The 19,654-nt window shown below is 55.5% G+C and carries 19 protein-coding genes; 11 read left to right on the top strand and 8 right to left on the bottom strand.

Annotation, left to right across the window (positions count from 1 at the left end):
- Nucleotide 1: 1 nt before the first annotated feature.
- Entirely contained in the window at nucleotides 2-1,060 is a 1,059-nt protein-coding gene (gene modC / locus ACSIPU_RS08020; RefSeq protein ID WP_004100372.1) for a molybdenum ABC transporter ATP-binding protein ModC, read from the top strand.
- Here the strand turns inward: modC and ACSIPU_RS08015 are convergent, their stop codons facing one another.
- On the bottom strand, nucleotides 1,061-1,879 hold the full coding sequence (locus tag ACSIPU_RS08015) for a pyridoxal phosphatase (protein ID WP_004100374.1): 819 nt from the start codon (nucleotides 1,877-1,879) through the stop codon (nucleotides 1,061-1,063).
- A 221-nt stretch (nucleotides 1,880-2,100) separates the two neighbouring features.
- On the opposite strand from ACSIPU_RS08015, the gene pgl reads away from it, so the two are divergent.
- Nucleotides 2,101-3,096, top strand: a complete 996-nt coding sequence (pgl, locus tag ACSIPU_RS08010) for a 6-phosphogluconolactonase (protein ID WP_004100376.1) — start codon at nucleotides 2,101-2,103, stop codon at nucleotides 3,094-3,096.
- A gap of 59 nt (nucleotides 3,097-3,155) precedes the next feature.
- On the opposite strand, the gene ACSIPU_RS08005 is transcribed toward pgl, so the two are convergent.
- Complete coding sequence (locus ACSIPU_RS08005; protein ID WP_004100378.1) at nucleotides 3,156-3,632, bottom strand: GNAT family N-acetyltransferase; 477 nt, start codon at nucleotides 3,630-3,632, stop codon at nucleotides 3,156-3,158.
- 127 nt (nucleotides 3,633-3,759) lie between these two features.
- On the opposite strand from ACSIPU_RS08005, the gene ACSIPU_RS08000 reads away from it, so the two are divergent.
- Nucleotides 3,760-5,229, top strand: coding sequence for a MocR-like pyridoxine biosynthesis transcription factor PdxR (locus ACSIPU_RS08000; RefSeq protein ID WP_049101174.1), 1,470 nt, complete (start codon nucleotides 3,760-3,762; stop codon nucleotides 5,227-5,229).
- 249 nt (nucleotides 5,230-5,478) lie between these two features.
- Here ACSIPU_RS08000 and ACSIPU_RS07995 read toward each other — a convergent pair whose 3' ends face one another.
- The 3 genes from ACSIPU_RS07995 to ycgZ all read right to left on the bottom strand — a co-directional run bounded on the left by ACSIPU_RS07995 (nucleotide 5,479) and on the right by ycgZ (nucleotide 6,487).
- On the bottom strand, nucleotides 5,479-5,745 hold the full coding sequence (locus tag ACSIPU_RS07995; RefSeq protein ID WP_004100382.1) for a biofilm development regulator YmgB/AriR family protein: 267 nt from the start codon (nucleotides 5,743-5,745) through the stop codon (nucleotides 5,479-5,481).
- 54 nt (nucleotides 5,746-5,799) lie between these two features.
- Nucleotides 5,800-6,123, bottom strand: coding sequence for a hypothetical protein (locus ACSIPU_RS07990; RefSeq protein ID WP_004111510.1), 324 nt, complete (start codon nucleotides 6,121-6,123; stop codon nucleotides 5,800-5,802).
- Between the two features lie 118 nt (nucleotides 6,124-6,241).
- Nucleotides 6,242-6,487: a regulatory protein YcgZ gene (gene ycgZ, locus ACSIPU_RS07985; protein ID WP_004100386.1), complete on the bottom strand. Its 246-nt coding sequence runs from the start codon at nucleotides 6,485-6,487 to the stop codon at nucleotides 6,242-6,244.
- A gap of 335 nt (nucleotides 6,488-6,822) precedes the next feature.
- Between ycgZ and ACSIPU_RS07980 the strand changes: the two genes are divergently transcribed.
- Both ACSIPU_RS07980 and ACSIPU_RS07975 read left to right on the top strand, forming a co-directional pair.
- On the top strand, nucleotides 6,823-8,046 hold the full coding sequence (locus ACSIPU_RS07980) for a diguanylate phosphodiesterase (RefSeq protein WP_004100387.1): 1,224 nt from the start codon (nucleotides 6,823-6,825) through the stop codon (nucleotides 8,044-8,046).
- Nucleotides 8,047-8,235: 189 nt separating this feature from the next.
- Entirely contained in the window at nucleotides 8,236-8,967 is a 732-nt protein-coding gene (locus tag ACSIPU_RS07975) for a MerR family transcriptional regulator (protein ID WP_004100389.1), read from the top strand.
- 94 nt (nucleotides 8,968-9,061) lie between these two features.
- Here ACSIPU_RS07975 and ACSIPU_RS07970 read toward each other — a convergent pair whose 3' ends face one another.
- From ACSIPU_RS07970 to ACSIPU_RS07960, 3 genes are all read right to left on the bottom strand, one after another.
- Nucleotides 9,062-9,616: a LuxR C-terminal-related transcriptional regulator gene (locus ACSIPU_RS07970; protein ID WP_032727966.1), complete on the bottom strand. Its 555-nt coding sequence runs from the start codon at nucleotides 9,614-9,616 to the stop codon at nucleotides 9,062-9,064.
- Nucleotides 9,617-9,667: 51 nt separating this feature from the next.
- On the bottom strand, nucleotides 9,668-9,880 hold the full coding sequence (locus tag ACSIPU_RS07965) for a hypothetical protein (RefSeq protein WP_004100392.1): 213 nt from the start codon (nucleotides 9,878-9,880) through the stop codon (nucleotides 9,668-9,670).
- Nucleotides 9,881-10,289: 409 nt separating this feature from the next.
- Entirely contained in the window at nucleotides 10,290-11,573 is a 1,284-nt protein-coding gene (locus ACSIPU_RS07960; RefSeq protein WP_004111515.1) for a putative acyl-CoA thioester hydrolase, read from the bottom strand.
- 231 nt (nucleotides 11,574-11,804) lie between these two features.
- Between ACSIPU_RS07960 and hutI the strand changes: the two genes are divergently transcribed.
- From hutI to ACSIPU_RS07930, 6 genes are all read left to right on the top strand, one after another.
- The gene (hutI, locus tag ACSIPU_RS07955; protein ID WP_024273933.1) at nucleotides 11,805-13,022 is read left to right on the top strand and encodes an imidazolonepropionase; all 1,218 of its coding nucleotides are present in this window, start codon (nucleotides 11,805-11,807) and stop codon (nucleotides 13,020-13,022) included.
- Entirely contained in the window at nucleotides 13,019-13,975 is a 957-nt protein-coding gene (gene hutG / locus ACSIPU_RS07950) for a formimidoylglutamase (protein WP_004111517.1), read from the top strand. Before hutI ends, hutG begins: the two co-directional genes overlap by 4 nt.
- A gap of 54 nt (nucleotides 13,976-14,029) precedes the next feature.
- On the top strand, nucleotides 14,030-14,755 hold the full coding sequence (locus ACSIPU_RS07945; RefSeq protein WP_004100400.1) for a histidine utilization repressor: 726 nt from the start codon (nucleotides 14,030-14,032) through the stop codon (nucleotides 14,753-14,755).
- Between the two features lie 142 nt (nucleotides 14,756-14,897).
- The gene (hutU, locus tag ACSIPU_RS07940) at nucleotides 14,898-16,586 is read left to right on the top strand and encodes a urocanate hydratase (protein ID WP_004100401.1); all 1,689 of its coding nucleotides are present in this window, start codon (nucleotides 14,898-14,900) and stop codon (nucleotides 16,584-16,586) included.
- Nucleotides 16,583-18,118: a histidine ammonia-lyase gene (hutH, locus tag ACSIPU_RS07935; RefSeq protein ID WP_016808908.1), complete on the top strand. Its 1,536-nt coding sequence runs from the start codon at nucleotides 16,583-16,585 to the stop codon at nucleotides 18,116-18,118. The genes hutU and hutH overlap by 4 nt, the downstream gene beginning before the upstream one ends.
- A 100-nt stretch (nucleotides 18,119-18,218) precedes the next feature.
- Entirely contained in the window at nucleotides 18,219-19,598 is a 1,380-nt protein-coding gene (locus ACSIPU_RS07930; protein ID WP_004111531.1) for an amino acid permease, read from the top strand.
- Nucleotides 19,599-19,654: the final 56 nt, after the last annotated feature.

The following is a 19,654-nucleotide window of genomic DNA, read 5'->3' as shown; positions in this document are numbered from 1 at the left end:
CATGCTTGAACTCGATTTTACCCAGACGCTGGGAACCCACTGTCTGCAAATCCGCGAGACGCTCCCTGCCAGCGGCATTACAGCGGTATTCGGCGTCTCTGGCGCGGGAAAAACCTCGCTGATCAACGCTATTAGCGGCCTGACCCGCCCGCAGCAGGGGCGCATTGTCCTTAACGGCAGAGTGCTAAACGATGTTGAAAAACGTATCTGCCTGGCGCCGGAAAAACGCCGCATTGGCTATGTTTTTCAGGACGCGCGCCTGTTTCCGCACTATAAAGTGCGGGGTAATCTGCAATATGGCATGGCAAAAAATATGGCCGGACAGTTCGATAAGCTGGTCGATCTGCTCGGCATTGCGCCACTGCTTGATCGGCTACCGGGAGGACTCTCCGGCGGAGAAAAACAGCGGGTCGCGATTGGCCGGGCGCTGCTTACCGCGCCGGAGCTGCTGCTGTTAGATGAACCGCTGGCATCGTTGGATATTCCGCGCAAGCGCGAGCTGTTGCCCTATCTGCAGCGGCTGGCGCGCGAAATTAACATCCCGATGCTGTACGTCAGCCACTCTCTTGATGAGATCCAGCACCTGGCGGATAACGTGCTGGTGCTGGAGGCGGGGAAGGTGAAAGCCTTTGGCTGCCTGGAAGAGGTGTGGAGTAGTAGCGTGATGCACCCCTGGCTGCCCGAGGATCAGCAAAGTACCATCCTGAGCGCGATTGTTGCCGCCCAGCATCCGCAGTATACGATGACCGCCCTGGCGATCGGCGACCAGCAGATATGGGTCAACCGGCTTGACAGGCCGCTGGGCGAAACCGCGCGCATCCGCATTCAGGCCTCGGACGTGTCTCTGGTACTGCAGCCCGCTCAGCAAACCAGTATTCGCAATATTTTGCCCGCGGAGGTTATGCAGTGTATTGAAAGCCATGGGCAGGTTGAGGTCAGGCTGGAGATAAGCGGCCGCACGCTGTGGGCGCGCATCAGCCCCTGGGCTCGCGATGATCTGGGCGTTGCCCCGGGCCAGCGGCTGTATGCGCAGATAAAAAGCGTGTCGATAGCCGCCTGATTACAGCAGGTGGCGATAGATGTAGTCGGCGATGCTGGTGGTTTCGTTTTCACCGATCACCACGTTGGCGCGTGCTTTCACTTCCTCTACCGCGTTGCCCATCGCTACGCCGGTGCCGGCGGCCTCCAGCATGCTGAGGTCGTTATAGTTGTCGCCGAAAGCGATAACATCCTGCATTGACAGTCCCCGGGACGCCACCCACTGCGCCAGGCGTTTACCTTTACTGTTGCCTTCCCGGGCAATATCCACCTGATCGTGCCACGACCATTCGCACTCCAGGCCCAGCGTCTGGCCAACGTGCAGGGCAAAACGCTGCAGTTTGGCGGTATCTTCATCGGTCAGGGCGAATTTCCACACGGCGTTAACTTCGCGCGCCGCCTGCGCCAGAGAGTCGACCTGAGTAAATACCGGGCGCTGCTCGACGGGCAGAGACTGGGCCCAGTTGGCAGTGCGGATGACGTGCCCGGTCGGCTGCTCGTAGAGCATGGCGTCATCAACGTACATCAGGCCGTGAATATCATGCTGGTTCAGCAGCTCCGTCAGGCTCAGGGCTTTATCGACCGGCATCGGATCGGACTCAAGCACCTTTTTTGCATGATAATCATACAAATAAGTACCATTGCAGCAAATTGCAGGTGTATCGAGAGCCAGTGCCTGATAAAAAGGATGGATAGCGACGTGATGTCGTCCGGTGACGACAATGATCTGGTATCCAGCATCTTTGGCGCGAGCCAGCGCGTCGAGCGAGGCGGGGAGGATGGTCTTTTTGCCGGTTAAGAGCGTGCCGTCTAAATCGAGGGCAATCACGCGTGAGGTCATGTGTTGTTTCCGGTTAATGATGAAAAGTTAGCAGGCTATGATGGTACACCGCTGTGCCATTCCGGCAAACTTTTCAGCATCTACCGCTAAAGAGCCGATACACTTGATCTTTCAGGCTGCCTGGAGGCAATCTGAAAAATGTTGTGTATGCGTATTGTATTTTTCAGGGCGCCGTTAGTCTGAAAAATGAAATTTCCACGTGCAGTGAGGAAGGAGTATTCATGAAACAAACCGTTTATACCGCCAGCCCGGAAAGCCAGCAGATTCACGTCTGGGATCTGGATCCTGAGGGGAAACTGACCCTGGTGCAGGTTGTTGATGCCCCGGGGCAGGTGCAGCCGATGGTGGTGAGCCCGAACAAAGAGTATCTCTACGTCGGCGTGCGTCCGGAGTTTCGCGTACTGGCCTACCGCATTGCGCCCGATAATGGCGCCCTGACCTTCGCTGGCGAAGCCGCGCTGCCCGGTAGCCCAACGCACATCTCTACCGATCATCAGGGCCGCTTTGTGTTCAGCGCATCCTATAATGCGGGCTGCGTAAGCGTTACGCCGCTGGTGGACGGCCTGCCGCGGGAAGCGGTGGCGGTGGTGGAAGGGCTGGAAGGCTGCCACTCGGCAAATATTTCCCCGGACAATCGCACCCTGTGGGTTCCGGCGCTGAAACAGGATCGTATCTGCCTGTTTACCCTGAGCGACGACGGTTTCCTGGCTGCCCAGGAACCGGCTGAGGTGACCACCGTTGAAGGCGCTGGCCCGCGTCATATGGTCTTCCATCCGAACCAGCAATACGGCTACTGCGTTAACGAACTGAACAGCTCCGTTGACGTATGGGAGCTGAAGGATCCACACGGCAAAATCGAGTGCGTGCAGACGCTGGACATGATGCCGCCTGATTTCACCGGCGTTCGCTGGGCGGCGGATATTCACCTGACGTCCGATGGCCGTCACCTCTACGCCTGCGATCGCACCGCCAGCGTTATTACCATCTTTAGCGTTTCGGAAGACGGCAGCGTGCTGTCCATCGAGGGCTATCAAAATACCGAAACCCAGCCGCGCGGCTTTAATCTCGATCATAGCGGCAAATTCCTCATCGCTGCCGGTCAGAAATCGCATCATATTGCGGTGTATGAAATCGAAGGCAAGCAGGGGCTGCTGCAGGAAAAAGGGCGCTATGCCGTAGGCCAGGGCCCGATGTGGGTGGTGGTCAACGCTCGTTAAGCCCGCAGGTGTGACCGAAACCTCGCCGCGGCGAGGTTTTTTTACGCCTGGCGCAAGGGCTATTTCACCCGCATACGATACTCAATCATGCCGCTTTTCTCCGCGACCCAGTTGTACAAGCGCTGACCCCGCAGATTGGTTTCATGCGTGTGCCAGTACAGGCTGGCTGAGTGACGCTTCCGCGCCTGTAGCTGTACATACTCAATCAACTGTTTGCCGATATGCTGGCCCCGAACGGCCGGATCAACGAACAAATCTTCCAGATAGCAGTAGTCGCTTTCGGCCCAGGTAGAGCGGTGGAAGAGATAGTGAACGAATCCCACAATCCTGCCTTCGCATTTTGCCACCGCGCAATACATGGGTTCGACAGAATGGAAAAAACGCTTCCAGGTGAGTTGCGTGACGGTGTCCGGGATGTCGACGCGATAAAACGTCTGGTAGCTTTTCCACAGCGGCAGCCACGCGGCAAAGTCAGTTTCAGCTGCGGGTTGGAGGGTAATTTCCGCGAGGTTAACGTCGGTTTTCTGGCTCTTCATGCTTATTCCTTACTTTTAGAAACCGGATGGTTGTGCGTTATGATAGGAGGCGTTCTGGTTCCTAAAAAGTGACACTTTCTGTATATTTATAGGATCCACTTTTATTACGTTGATGCCGCTGCCGCTCATGCCAAAACCCATTGCCCCTCTGTTCCTGGAACTGTTATTAACGCGCGGCGTGATTAAAGACCAGGTCTATCACGCCCAGCGCCACGCGATTCTGGATGGCCGGTTATCGGCGGGTGCAAAAATACCCTCCAGCCGGGCGCTGGCTGAGATGATGGCGATCTCCCGCAACTCGGTCATTGCCGGGTTTGAGCGCCTGATTGATGAAGGCTATCTGCTGACGCGCAAGGGGGCAGGCACCTTTGTCTGCGACCATATTCCGGATCACGTCATTAGCGAGTACGGGTCGCCGACGGCGCCGGAAACGGCAATAGCCAGCGTTGGGCCGCTGAACCCTGATGTGTCAGCCCTGGTACCCTCATGGACGGAAAGCGAAGATAGCGGAGAGATGGGCGCGGTTTTCGCCGTCGGTATCGGCTGTACCGATCTTTTCCCTCATGCTTTGTGGGGGCGATTGCTGGGGCGCGTCTGGCGGCAATCGCGCCGTGAACTCGCATCGCACGCCTCCTCCTGGGGATTCCTGCCGCTGCGTCAGGCAATCAGCGACTATATACAGGCGACGCGCGGCGTAAATTGCCACGAAGATCGGGTGATTATTGTTAACGGCATTCAGCAAGCGTTGACGATCGCCGCGCAGGCTTTACTGGAAAAGGGCGATGAAGTCTGGCTGGACGATCCCGGATATAACGGCGCTCGCGGTGCATTCGCCGCCAGGGGAGCCGTTGTTCGGCCCGTTCGGGTTGACGATGAGGGCATGGATATTCAGGATGGAATAGACCATTATCCCGGGGCTAAGCTGGTCTATACCGCGCCGTCGCATCAGTTTCCGCTCAGCGGCACGCTGAGTCTGCCGCGGAGGCTTGCTCTGCTGGAGTGGGCGGAAGCTAACCGCGCCTGGATATTCGAAGATGATTACAATAGCGAATTTCGCTATGCCGCCCGCTCTCTGCAGGCGTTACAGGGGCTGGATAAACATCAGCGGGTCATCTATGCGGGTACATTCTCTAAGATGATGTATCCGGCATTTCGTCTGGGCTTTTTAGTTGTCCCCGAGCATTTGCGCGAACAGTTTGCCATCACCAAATATTATACTGACCTCTGTAGCGGATATCTGGAACAGGCCGTTCTGGCGCGTTTCATCCGCGAGGGGCACTATGCCAGCCACGTTCGTCGGATCCGTAAAGCCTGTTTTGAGCGAAAAAGCGCGCTGGAGGCGGCGATTAAATTCTATTTTTCCGGGCGCATGCTGGTGCATCCTACGGATTCCGGCGTGCATATAGTCTGCTGGCTGCTGGATGGCTTACGGGCACAGGAGGTGGTGCGGAAGGCGCGCCAGATAGGCTTAGGTGTACAAACTTTTGCGCGCTATTGCCAGCGGCCAATGTCACGTGAGGGAATATTGCTTGGCTTTGCAAACCATCCGCCAGAGGTTTTGGCTGAGGGGATTCGCCGTCTGGCGGCGGTCATATAACCCAATACCGCAGGCTTTATTGAAACAAAAACTATCGCGTTTATTTCTGGCGAGGGCGAGCAAAAATAAATTAAATCTTATTTATAATTAACACACACCGCTGAGCAGATGAGTCATCTGCTCAGCGGTGGCGAGTGTTAAGAACAATAATATTGCGCATGGATTGTAGATGTATCCACAGCTATATAACGAAACAACCATTCGCTTAGCGATAGGTGACATCCCTGTGAATGACTGCCGGTTAAAAAATCAGATATCATCCATGGTGTAGCTTACGACGATTTCCAGCGTTTTGCGGATAACGTCGGCGGTTACGACATCGCTGGTAGTCTCCAGCGCCGTAATTAACCACAGAATAATCGCTTTATTGTTGAGATGCCCCTCAGACTCCAGGATGCTACTGATAGCCAGTGACATCACCGCTGATTCATCGATCAGCCTGTCGCCTGCGTTGCGGAAATATTCAGAGAGTGCGGTATCGTTCAGGCCTGCGTAAATATCCGGTTGCTGATGCATAGTCTGTCTCATCATATTCTCTACGTTGTGAGTTAAACATTCGACCGTTAGAGGTCAGTGTATTTTATTAGTACCTGGCTGCTGAGGGGAGCCTAATAATGAATTCGGCTTATCCCAATTGTGTTTAGCGCCTGAAGTACCCACAGTTTTGTTGTTTCCACGGCGAGCTACCATATTACTGATTTCATCGATAATACGCCCAATTGCATTCCGCCGCTTTTTATCTTGTTCTCCGGCCTGCATGGCCTGGAGTTTACCGATCAGTGCTTGTTTACTAATAGGCCCCTTGCTTTTGAGTAGCGAGAGGACAGCCTCTCCAATCAATACATCGGTTAATGGATCATAATCATTGTGATTCATAACGGTATCTCTGATCATTGTCATCTCCTTGACTGGGAATTTAGTAGCAAGCCGGTAATCCGTGTCAGATACTGGCCCATCCCCTATATTTCCTCATTCAGTAACGACTTAAATCACCAGATAACTGAAGCTACTTTTACCCCTGATGCTCAAACAAGAGACCAATCAACGTTTGATAATGGTTTTCTTCTTCAGGTTCTGAAGCCACTTCAAGGCGACTCAGCAGTTTCGTACACAGGGATTTGCGATTCAGGTTCCGTCCTTCATTCAGGATATCCATAACAATCTGTCCCAACGTTTCCTGCTGAGAAGGCAACGAAGCTTTATTGAAGTAATGGGCAATAGCGTTAGCCGTGTCAGGAATGTAACCGTTCTGCTGCATATGTGCTCCTGTCAGTTCAATTATCAGTAAAGTTGCGATTAAAGTTATACAATGTTTGCCAACTTGTACATAGAAAATGGAAAAAATATGTTAATTTTCTTAATATTTTTTATAACATATTGATTTGTATGCTTTTTAAATTGTACAAATCTTAAGGTAAACAGCGAATGGAGATGTACGGCTTGTACAGGTGTGCAGGATGGTAAGAATGTCAGCGAAAAGAGGATGTTAATGTGATTTATTTGTTAAGGACGCGCGCTGTTTTACAGGACTTATGTGGGTAGACCTGCTACTGTAATATCTCATTAGCATTCATCTCTTCTGTCGGAAATTTCATGCTCACTACCATCATTTATCGCAGCCATATCTGCGACAACGTGTCAATTAAATCGCTCGAAAGCATGGTTGCTGCAGCAAATGTAAAAAATGGTCAGGAAGACGTGTCGGGTATTTTGCTTTTTAACGGCACCCATTTTTTTCAACTATTAGAAGGACCTGAAGAGAAGGTTGAGGAAATTTATCGCCATATCTGCGAAGACCCGCGGCACCATAACCTCGTTGAGCTCCTCAGAGACCATGGGCCAACCCGTCGCTTTGGCAAAATCGGTATGGAACTCTTTGATTTACGAGAGTTTGACCGCGATGAAGTTCTGCAGGCCGTGCTGGACAAAGGAACCTCAAAATATCAGCTCATCTATGACGACAGAGCTCTCCACTTTTTCCGTACCTTCGTCGAAGCCACGGAAAAGGAGAACTATTACGAAATTCCTGCGGCCGAAAGCTGGGACTTTGTGATAGAAGACGAGGCCTGGTATCCTGAAACCCCGCTCGAGCAGGCCGAGTGCAGCTTTGCTTTTCAGCCGGTGATCGATCCGTTTGCCAAAGAGGTCGTCTCCTATGAAGCGCTGCTGCGCACCAACTCCGGTGAATCGCCAGCGGTCTATTTTGACGGACTTTCGCGAGAGGAAATCTACTGGACGGATCTGCACAGTAAGCGCATCGCCTTCGCCATGGCGGGACGTTTGCATCTTCGTGGACGCACCTTGTCGATTAATCTGTTACCCATGACGCTGGTCAATGTTCCCAACGCTGTCGAATTTCTGTTGGCTGAAATTGAAGCCAGTGGTTTGATTCCCGAGCAAATTATTGTGGAATTTACCGAGAGCGAAGCGATTTCTCGCGTTGATGAATTTACCGATTCAGTACGAAAGCTAAAATCTGCGGGAATTCGCGTGGCTATCGATCACTTTGGCGCCGGGTTTGCCGGGCTAGTGCTGCTGGCGCAGTTTCAGCCGGACCGCATTAAGATTAATCGCCAGCTGGTCAAAGATATCCATAAGCACGGCCCGAAACAGGCAATCGTTCAGGCGATTATTAAATGTTGTAATTCCCTGGAAATTGCCATTTCAGCGGTGGGGGTTGAGCGGGCGGAAGAGTGGATGTGGCTGGAATCAGCGGGGATTACGCATTTCCAGGGAAATTTATTTGCCAGCCCGTGCTTCGGGGGCATTCCGCCGGTAGCCTGGCCGGAGAAAAAAATAGCCTGCGAGCTTCTTTAATTTTTTGAACGCTGCTCAGCGCAGCGTTTCGCTTAAAAAGCCGTGTATAACGGCAAAATAAGCCTTGTTTTTTGCTGTGTACATTGGCGTCCGACCTGTTAATTTTAGCTGTACAAGAAAAGTTAATTGTACAACTCGTCTAAATTAGTTAATTTAGTCGGTAAAGTATTATCAGGTTAGAGGGCGCTAATGGCATATTACAGCATCGGTGAAGTTGCCGAACGTTGCGGAATCAACCCTGTTACTTTGCGTGCATGGCAGCGTAGATACGGTCTGCTGAAGCCGCAGAGAAGCGAGGGGGGACACCGCCAGTTTGACGAGGAGGACGTTCAGCGGATTGAGGAAATCAAACGCTGGATCGATCGCGGCGTCTCCGTTGGCAAAGTTAAGGCGCTTCTGGAAGGCCATCAGCCTGAAACGCAAGACGCAGCCGTCCTGCTCCAGGAAGAGATGATGACGCTTCTGCGAGGTGTTCAGCCCTCAAAATTACGCACCCGCATCATGTCCCTCAGCCATGAATATCCCGTAGATAAACTTATTGACCGGCTGTTTGTCCCCGTGCGCAGCAAGCTTAATCTCGACCAGAACACTTCCCTGGCTATCATCAGTATGCTGGATGGCATTTTGATAGATTGCGTGGCGTCCATCCTTGCGGAATCGCGTAAGAAGGTGGGTAAAGAGACGCTGTTAGTAGGATGGGGTAATGAAGATCGCACTCGCCTGTGGCTGGAAGCATGGCGATTGTCCCAGCGCGCCTGGCACGTTAATGTGCTGGCGGAACCGCTCGACTCTCCTCGCCCGGAACTGTTCCCGGGTCAGCACATTTTTGTCTGGACCGGCCGCGCGCTGACCCCTTTGCAGGCAGAATTACTTAGCCACTGGCAAAGTCAGGGCTTTACCATCGAGTTTCACGGAGAGTAAGTGTCTTAGAGGGTTAGCAGCGGAACATTCTTAGAGATGTTTTTCCGCCGCTTGTCTTCCTGAAGCATGGCAACATGCGCTGGCAGGTAAACTATCAGAAATTTTGCTGAGTCCAGGCTTTAAATGTTTCGCTGCGGCTAATATTAAAAAAATCAGTGCGACCAGAACAGCCTAGTTTTTTAATTAAGGTCAGGCGAATTTGGTAAATTGTTTTAATATGTAAATTCAGTGACTTCCCAATATTAACCATCGCTTCGCCATCGTTCATCAGGCGAATCACTTCTTTTTCGCGGTTGGTAAAAACAATACTTTCAGCTTCACTGTCAGGTTTTTTACCAAACAACGTCGGGCGAAGAATAAAAGATTTTATCTCAGCGGGCGTTGAGCGCGCAGGAATTCTGTACATCGGAATTTCGCTAAGGAAGTTCAGATCGTTGCCGTCGGTGAGCAGGACAAAACGAACTCTTTTGCGGTCGTAATGATGATTGAGCACCGCATAATAGTTATCGCTGGTGAAAAAGACGTATTTTCCATGAAAACAGCCTGGTGATAATGAATCTAGTACAAGATGTAATCCTTGACGAAGAAGGTTATTGTTAATCCAAAGATCGTAATGATTAAAAAAGAGACCTTGCTTGTCGTTATTCATTTGTCCTCCGAGGCAGAAGTGTTAATTAAAGAATACTTTAACAAATCACGCTTAGTGATGATTTTTCGCGCGTAACATATGCAGCGTCTGGGTGTATAAGTCAGCGAGTATTTCATTTTTCTCGACATTCAGACGGCGCTGAACCTCAACGATTAAACGTTCATTGCTCACGGCCTCGTTCTCCATTCGCACCATATGTTCGATGTTTTTCAACAACGCAGAGTTAAATATAAATTCTGCTGGAATGGTGTTCTTTATCTGCATGGTTAATCCCGGGTTATTTTAGCCATAATCAACTAACAAAGATGAGTGATAACATCATCTTTGTTATACGGTTTTTTCACCATTTCAGAGAAATGGTGTGCAATTTTTAATTCATAAGAATTCGTTAATGCAGAGTAATCAAAACTTACGTAATAACTATAGTCACGATTTTCAGGATGTACAATTTTTGCAGAAAAATTTTGTACATTTAGTGGGTTTTTTTAACAAATAAATTTAACTATATGATTTTACTTATCTTATGGTGTAATAAAAATGTGAAAAACTTGTACAGGATTGTCGCCTGCTCTGATGAAAGAGCGTCATGACGCCAGGTAATGATTTGCAACGGAAAGGGGGCCGCAGGAAAGAGGAGGAGAAAGGGGGAGGCGCTCCCCCTTCAAGTCAGGCGTTACTGTTTCGGTTCAGCGACGACGAAGCTCCCCACGCCGCGGTTATTGTATTCCCACATGCGATTGAAGTTAGCGTCGTTCAGATTACGCTGCGGGTTGCCTTTGGCATCCGCCGTTCCGGTATTGCCGCTGAAAGGACGATTGGAACCGACCGCATCAGCCCACGGTTTGGCAATGTTAAAACCTTCGTTAATGACGCTGTCGCGAATAACGACCTGGCCATTGGTATTGCCGTCAACGTCTAACGAGCGGCCCAGCTGCGCGACGTTATCGCCGGACGCCGTAAAGCGGCTGTTGATCGCCAGGAAGCCGTAGGTCACGCTTTTCAGGGTGGCAGGGGCGAAAACGTAAGCCTCTTTCTGGGTGCGCGAGTTGACTACGCGGAAGTCGGTATTCTCAAACACGACCGCTCCGCGACCGGAAACGATGTCCACATCGCCTTCTATATAGCTGTTGCTGACCAGCGTACGGGTCTGGCGGTTATCCTGCAGGCGATTTTGCACGCCGCTGTTGGTCACGAAAAAGGTATTCTGGCGGCCAAGGATATTAACATTGTTAATCTGTACCCGATCGCCATCGTTACGCAGCGCCACCGCCTGATGCGTCCCCGCGTCAACGCTGTCGCCAAGGTTGTTGGCGATGGTCAGATTCTGCAGCTGCAGGCCGTTGTTCTGCGACCAGAATACCGCGGAACACATAACGCCAACGGTGGCGGCACGTCGGCTCTGGCAGCTGTCGTACATATACCAGGCCGGTTTACCCGGCATATATTTACCGCCCGGATTGACCTGGTGACGCCAGGAGACCGGATCCATTTCTGAATCAAGCGCTGTGCTGATTTTGACGTCAATCGGCTTCTCGCCGGTGCCGTACAGGGTCAGCGCGCCAGGCGCCGCCGGAACGTATACGGTGCCCGCATATTCGCCCGGCATAATGGCGATAAACTGACGACGGTTGGAGTGGCGGATAATCGCCGCATCCACCGCGGCCTGAATGGTGGTATGCGTTACGCCCTGGGCGCCCGCAGGACCCACGACAAAATCCGGCTGCGCCGGCAGGCTGATGGCGGATGGGCTCCACGCCGCAGCGTTAGGATCCAAAGACTGGAAATAGCTCGCCGGTAAAAAGTTTTTTGCTTCATCGGCGGTTAAAACAGGACGAGAGGCCGTGCCCGGCGCAGTCTGCGTTGAGGGCTGTTGATCGGCAGGCGTCGAACTACAGGCGGACAACGTCACGCCAAAGGCCAGCGCCAGCGCCAGGCGGGAAACGGAATATGTGTTCATGTTGCTCCGGGCAAGAATAAATTAAGGGGATAAGTCCTTTAAAGCCTGCTGTTTTATACCAACTTAAGCGAAACGGGAAGATGTAGCGCAAAAAAGTTGCTTCCTTTACATATTCAGCGCCGGAAACGGGCCGCTTTTGATCACAAATAAATAACATTTGCCCCGGTCTGAGTTGACATTTCTCGTGGAATCAAAATAAATGTCTATACAACCCATGACAAGTTGACCGCAATGACACAGACTCTTTCCGAACGCGTAATCTGGCGAAACGTCCGCCTTGCTACCCTCGACCCTCGATACGCCCGGCCTTATGGCCTGCTGGAGGACCACGTGCTGCTGGTGCGCGATGGCCGTATTGAGGCCATTGTGCCCGAAGGCGATGCGCCAGCCGGCCGAAGTATCGACCTCGGCGGCAGGCTGCTTACGCCGGGGCTGATCGATTGCCATACGCATCTGGTTTTTGGCGGCAGCCGGGCGCAGGAGTGGGAGCAGCGCCTCAACGGCGTTTCCTACCAGACCATTAGCGCAAACGGCGGCGGCATTAACGCGACCGTGCGCGCCACCCGGGAAAGCAGCGAAGCGGAGCTGCTGGCGCTGGCCCGCCAGCGGCTGGCTCGTCTGCTGCGCGAAGGCCTCACCACCCTGGAGATTAAATCCGGCTACGGGCTGGACCTTGAAAACGAGCGCAAAATGCTGCGCGTGATACAACAGCTTGCCGCGACGCATGCCGTGGAGATTTCGCCAACGCTGCTTTCCGCCCACGCCACGCCGCCGGAGTATCAAGGCGACCCGGACGGCTATATCGATCTGGTGTGCCAGACTATTCTCCCGGCGCTGTGGGAAGAGGGGTTATTCGAAAGCGTCGATGCCTTCTGCGAAAACGTCGGCTTTACCCCCGCGCAGACTGAACGGGTTTACAGTACGGCCCAGGCATTAGGTATCCCGGTAAAAGGTCACGTTGAGCAGCTCTCTTCGCTGGGCGGCGCCGAATTAGTGAGCCGCTATAAAGGCCTGTCCGCCGACCATATCGAATACCTGACCCCAGAGGGCGTGGCGGCGATGAGCCGCAGCGGCACCGTGGCGGTGCTTCTGCCCGGCGCGTTCTATTTCCTTAACGAAACCCGCAGGCCGCCGGTTGAACTGCTGCGCGAACATCAGGTTCCGATGGCGGTGGCGACGGACTACAACCCCGGTACCAGCCCCTTTGCCAGCCTGCATCTGGCGATGAATATGGCTTGCGTGAAATTTGGCCTGACGCCGGAGGAGGCGTGGGCAGGCGTAACCCGTCATGCGGCGCAGGCGCTGGGCCGTCAGGCGAGCCACGGTCAGCTGGCGGCGGGCTTCGTTGCCGATTTTGCTATCTGGGATGCGGTGCATCCGGTTGAGATGGTTTATGAGCCGGGGCGCAGTCCGCTCTGGCAGCGCGTGGTGCGAGGAGAGATCGTATGAAGCTATGGCAACCGACGCCCGCCGAGATTTGGCAGGGACGCGACGATAGCTCGGAGGCGGCCAACGCGCTGCGTCTGTTTCAGACTATCGCCCGCGTCGAACGTTTTGAACCGCAGGCGCAGCCCGGTGACATTGCTCTGCTGGGATTCGCCTGCGACGAAGGGGTTCGGCGTAATAAAGGACGAACCGGCGCTGCTAAAGGCCCGGAAATCCTGCGCCGGGCGCTGGCGAATATGGCCAGCCACGACGGCCACGACCGCTGCGTGGATATGGGGAGCGTCAGCGTAGAGGGCGACGCGCTGGAAGCGGCGCAGCAGGCGCTGCGCGAAGCGGTTACGGCCTGCCAACGCGCGGGCAAGCGTACGCTGGTGCTGGGCGGCGGTCACGAGACGGCTTTCGGCCACGGCGCCGGCGTGCTGGACGCGTTTCCCACAGATGAGGTTGGCATTATTAACCTTGATGCGCATCTGGACTTACGTATTGCCGACCGGGCCAGCTCGGGTACGCCGTTTCGTCAGCTGGCGCTGGCCTGTGAAGCGCAGCGGCGCGCTTTTCACTACACCTGTATCGGCGTGAGTTACGCCGCTAATACCCGGGCGCTGCTGGACGAAGCTGCCCGCCGCGAGGTGACGATCATTGACGATTTAGCGGTGCTCTTCGCCTTTGAAGCGCGGGTTATCCCGCAAATCGAGCATCTTATTGCCCGCTACGATCGCCTGTATCTGACTATCGATCTCGACGTGCTGCCCGCGCGTGAAATGCCCGCAGTGTCCGCGCCGGCCGCGCTCGGCGTTCCGCTGGCGACGCTGCTGCGCATCGTCGAGCCGCTGTGCCGCAGCGGTAAGCTCCAGGCGGTTGATCTGGTCGAGTTTAACCCGCAGTACGATATTGATAGCCAGGGAGCCCGCGCGGCAGCGCGTCTGGCGTGGCAAATCGCCCATTGGTGGCAATAGCGATTCAGTATATTCTGGACGTTTCGCTGCCCATTAGCACAAGGAAGCCCGGCCATGTTCTCATCGCAACCTCGTTCCGCGCCTGCGCCATTCTATGAAAAGGTGAAACAGGCTATTAGCGAAAAGATCCACAGCGGCGTCTGGCGGCCGCACGATCGCATCCCCTCGGAGGCGGAGCTGGTGGCGCAGTTTGGCTTTAGCCGTATGACCATTAACCGGGCGCTGCGCGAGCTGACCGATGAAGGCCTGCTGGTGCGATTACAGGGAGTGGGAACGTTCGTTGCGGAGCCAAAAGGGCAGTCGGCGCTGTTTGAAGTGCGCAGCATCGCTGAAGAAATCGCCTCTCGCCATCATCAGCACCGCTGCGAGGTGCTGCTGCTGGAGGAAACTCAGGCCGACCTGATTCAGGCCGCAGCGCTGAACGTAGCCGCCGGAACGCGCATTTTCCATTCGCTGATGGTGCATTTTGAAAATGAGATCCCGGTACAGATTGAGGACCGCTGCGTTAACGCCGCCGTGGTGCCGGACTATCTGCATCAGGACTACACCGTCACCACTCCCCACGACTATCTGTCGCTGATCGCCCCCTTAACCGAGGGAGAGCACATTGTTGAGGCAGTGCAGGCTACGGCGGAGGAGTGCGCGCTGCTGCATATTCATGCCCACGACCCGTGTCTGCTGATCCGCCGCCGTACCTGGTCCACCACCCATATTGTCTCCCACGCGCGCCTGCTTTTCCCCGGCAGCCGCTACCGTCTCCAGGGCCATTTTGGCTCCTGAACGCTCTGCGCGTCGGCAAAACGTGATTGCTGACGCAATATAACAAAAATGTATCATTTCTGTTAAATCCTGTCTTGCGCATGCTTGTATAGACAAGTATATGTATTTACGTACACAACGTTAATTGTCAGGAGAACCCCCGATGTCGCAAAGCAAATACCGCCAGCAGGACGTACGTGCACCGCGTGGCACGACGTTAAATGCGAAGAGCTGGCTGACCGAAGCCCCGCTGCGTATGCTCATGAATAACCTCGACCCGGATGTCGCCGAAAACCCGCATGAGCTGGTGGTGTACGGTGGTATTGGACGCGCGGCGCGCAACTGGGAATGCTACGACGCCATCGTGAAGGCGCTGAAAAACCTCGAGAGCGACGAAACATTGCTGGTGCAGTCCGGCAAGCCGGTGGGCGTCTTCAAAACCCATGAAAACTCGCCGCGGGTGCTGATCGCTAACTCCAACCTGGTGCCGCACTGGGCAACCTGGGAACACTTTAACGAGCTGGATGCCAAAGGGCTGGCGATGTACGGCCAGATGACCGCCGGCAGCTGGATCTATATCGGCAGCCAGGGCATCGTGCAGGGCACCTATGAGACCTTTGTTGAGGCCGGTCGCCAGCACTATCAGGGTAGCCTGAAGGGCCGCTGGGTACTGACCGCTGGTCTGGGCGGCATGGGCGGCGCGCAGCCGCTGGCCGCGACCTTAGCGGGTGCCTGCTCGCTGAATATCGAATGCCAGCAGAGCCGCATCGATTTCCGCCTGCGTACCCGCTACGTTGATGAACAGGCGACGTCGCTGGATGACGCGCTGGCGCGCATTAAAAAATATACCGCCGAAGGCCGGGCTATCTCTATCGCGCTATGCGGCAACGCGGCGGAAATCGTGCCGGAAATGGTGAAGCGCGGCGTGCGTCCGGATATGGTGACCGATCAGACCAGCGCCCACGATCCGCTGCACGGTTATCTGCCGAAAGGCTGGACCTGGGAAGAGTATCAGGCTAAAGCCGAGTCTGACCCGCAGGGCACTATCCTGGCGGCAAAACGCTCAATGGCCGACCACGTGCAGGCGATGCTGGCATTCCACGAAATGGGCGTGCCGACGTTTGACTACGGCAATAACATTCGCCAGATGGCTCAGGAGATGGGCGTTGACGACGCGTTTGCTTTCCCGGGCTTCGTTCCCGCCTATATCCGCCCGCTGTTCTGCCGCGGCATCGGTCCGTTCCGCTGGGTTGCCCTGTCCGGCGACCCGCAAGACATCTATAAAACCGACGCGAAAGTGAAAGAGATCGTTAAAGACGATAAGCACCTGCATCACTGGCTGGATATGGCCCGCGAGCGTATCAGCTTTCAGGGACTACCGGCGCGTATCTGCTGGGTAGGACTGGAGTGGCGGCAGAAGCTGGGGCTGGCGTTTAACGAAATGGTGCGCAGCGGCGAAGTCTCCGCGCCGATCGTCATCGGCCGCGACCATCTTGACTCCGGCTCGGTCGCCAGCCCGAACCGCGAAACGGAAGCGATGCGCGATGGTTCCGACGCCGTTTCCGACTGGCCGCTGCTCAACGCTTTACTGAATACCGCCAGCGGCGCGACCTGGGTGTCGCTGCATCACGGCGGTGGGGTAGGGATGGGCTTTTCGCAGCACTCCGGCATGGTTATCGTCTGCGACGGTACCGATGAAGCGGCGGCGCGTATCGCCCGCGTTCTGCACAACGACCCGGCGACCGGCGTCATGCGTCATGCCGATGCGGGTTACGACATCGCTATTGAGTGCGCGATAGAACAAGGTTTGAATCTTCCGATGGTAGCAGCAACGCAGGGGCACGCTAAATGAACGCTTTAACACTGATTCCGGGCCAACTCAGCCTGTCGCAGCTGCGCGACGTCTACAGCCAGCCGCTGAACATTACGCTAGACGAAAGCGCGTTCGCGGCGATTGATGACAGCGTTGCCTGCGTCAACGCGATTCTGGCGGAAGGCCGCACGGCCTACGGTATCAACACCGGTTTTGGCCTACTGGCGCAAACCCGTATCTCCACCGAAGACCTGGAAAATCTCCAGCGCTCACTGGTATTGTCGCATGCGGCGGGGATCGGCGAACCGCTGGATGACGATCTCGCGCGTCTGATTATGGTGCTGAAAATTAATAGCCTGTCGCGCGGCTTTTCCGGCATTCGCCTGAGCGTGATTCAGGCGCTGATCGGCCTGGTCAACGCCGGGGTAACGCCGTGGATCCCGGCGAAGGGATCGGTCGGCGCGTCCGGCGATCTCGCGCCGCTGGCGCATATGTCCTTAACCCTGCTTGGCGAGGGGAAAGCGCGGGTGCGCGGCGGGGAGTGGCTACCGGCGACGGAAGCGCTGCGTCAGGCGGGGCTTGAGCCGATTACTCTGGCGGCAAAAGAGGGGCTGGCGCTGCTCAACGGCACGCAGGCATCGACGGCGTTTGCCCTGCGCGGGCTGTTCGAAGCCGAAGACCTGTTTGCTTCCGCAGTGGTCTGCGGGGCGTTAACCACCGAGGCGGCGCTTGGATCGCGTCGTCCATTTGATCCGCGTATTCATGAAGCGCGCGGCCAGCGGGGACAGATTGACGCCGCGGCGCTCTATCGCCACCTATTGACCGATGACAGCGCAATTTCCCAATCACACCATAATTGCACCAAGGTGCAGGACCCGTATTCTCTGCGCTGTCAGCCGCAGGTGATGGGAGCCTGCCTGACCCAGCTTCGCCAGGCGGCGGAAGTGCTGCTGGTTGAAGCCAACGCGGTCTCCGATAACCCGCTGGTATTTGCCAGCGAGAACGACGTGATCTCCGGCGGCAACTTCCACGCCGAACCGGTGGCGATGGCGGCGGATAATATCGCGCTGGCGATTGCCGAAATTGGCTCGCTGTCCGAGCGCCGAATCGCCCTGATGATGGACAGCCATATGTCGCAGCTGCCGCCTTTCCTGGTGAAAAACGGCGGCGTCAACTCCGGCTTTATGATCGCCCAGGTGACGGCGGCGGCGCTGGCCAGCGAAAACAAAGCGCTGTCGCATCCGCACAGCGTGGACAGCCTGCCGACCTCCGCTAACCAGGAAGACCACGTCTCAATGGCGCCAGCCGCCGGTCGCCGGCTGTGGGCGATGGCGGAAAATACCCGCGGCGTGCTGGCCGTAGAGTGGCTGGCTGCCGTGCAGGGTCTGGATATGCGTGAAGGCCTGACCAGCAGTCCGCTGCTGGAAGAGGCGCGCCACCTGCTGCGCGAGCGGGTGACCCACTACACCGAAGACCGCTTCTTCGCTCCGGATATCGAAAACGCCATTGCGCTTCTGGCCGCACGTCATCTTACGCGGCTGCTGCCTGCCGTGCTCTCAGACCAACGCTAAACCATCGCTGTTCTCTGTACCTGCGCCGGGAGGATATCTTCCTTCCGGCCACCCTACACGCATATTTGTCGTCGTATAAAAACTATCAGGACACTTGCATATGCAACAACAAAACAAGCCACACCTGCTGCGCGGGCTGAATGCCCGTCACATTCGTTTTATCGCGCTCGGTTCCGCCATCGGCACCGGGCTGTTCTACGGCTCGGCATCGGCGATCAAGGCCGCAGGCCCGGCGGTACTGCTGGCCTATCTGATTGGCGGCGCGGCGGTGTTTATCGTGATGCGGGCGCTGGGGGAAATGGCGGTACGCAACCCGGTTTCCGGCTCCTTCAGCAGCTACGCGCGACAGTATCTTGGCCCGCTGGCGGGGTTTATTACCGGCTGGACCTACACCTTTGAGATGGTGATCGTCGCCCTCGCGGACGTGACCGCTTTCGGCATCTACATGGGGCTGTGGTATCCCGATGTTCCGCGCTGGATCTGGGTGCTGAGCATTATCTTTTTTATCGGCGCCATGAACCTGTGCAGCGTGCGCGTTTTCGGCGAGATGGAGTTCTGGCTGTCGCTAATCAAAGTGGTGGCGATTATTGCCATGATTGTGGCGGGCGGCAGCATTATTTTCTTCGGATTCGGTAACGCCTTCCCGGCAACCGGGCTGGATAACCTATGGAGTCACGGCGGCTTTGCCCCTAACGGCTGGGAGGGGATCGTGGCTTCGCTCGGAATCGTCATGTTTGCCTTTGGCGGCGTTGAGATCATCGGCGTCACCGCTGCGGAAGCGAAGAATCCGCACAAGGTGATCCCGCAGGCGATCAATACGATTCCGCTGCGTATCGTGCTGTTTTATGTCTGCACCCTGGCGATTCTGATGGCGATTTTCCCGTGGAACAGCTTCGGCGAGCGAGGTAGTCCTTTCGTACTGATATTCGATGGCCTGGGCATTCCGGCAGCGGCCACCATTCTGAATATCATCGTCATCAGCGCCAGCATTTCGGCGATTAACAGCGATATTTTTGGCGCGGGGCGCATGATGTACGGTATGGCGAAAGAGGGGCTGGCGCCGAAGAGCTTCCAGCGCATCGCCAGCAACGGGGTGCCGTGGATGACGGTGGTGGTCATGGGCGTGGCGCTGCTGGCAGCGGTGGTGCTGAATTATCTGATGCCGGAGCAGGTGTTTGTGCTGATTGCCTCGCTGGCGGCCTTCGCGACGGTATGGGTCTGGTTAATGATCCTGCTGGCCCACTTTGCGATGCGTCGCGGTCTGTCCGCTGAGGAGCGTAGCGCTATCGCGTTTCCGGTGCCGTTCTGGCCGGTTGCGCCGCTGCTGACGCTACTGTTTATGGGACTGGTTATTGCGGTGCTGGGGATGGTGGAAGAGACGCGGATTGCGCTGATCGCCGGTTTGGTGTGGCTCGGCCTGCTGACGGCGGTGTGGTTCGCGCGGGTCAGAAAAAACGCCGTGCTGGCGGTGACGGAGTAGTTAATCTTCCCGGAGGCGGCGCGTTACGCCTGTCCGGGCTACGGGTCCGTATGGTT

The sequence above is a fragment of the Klebsiella sp. HN106 genome (assembly GCF_051209435.1).
GTDB classification, from domain to species: Bacteria; Pseudomonadota; Gammaproteobacteria; order Enterobacterales; family Enterobacteriaceae; genus Klebsiella; species Klebsiella oxytoca.
This window is presented reverse-complemented; position numbering and strand designations above follow the sequence as displayed.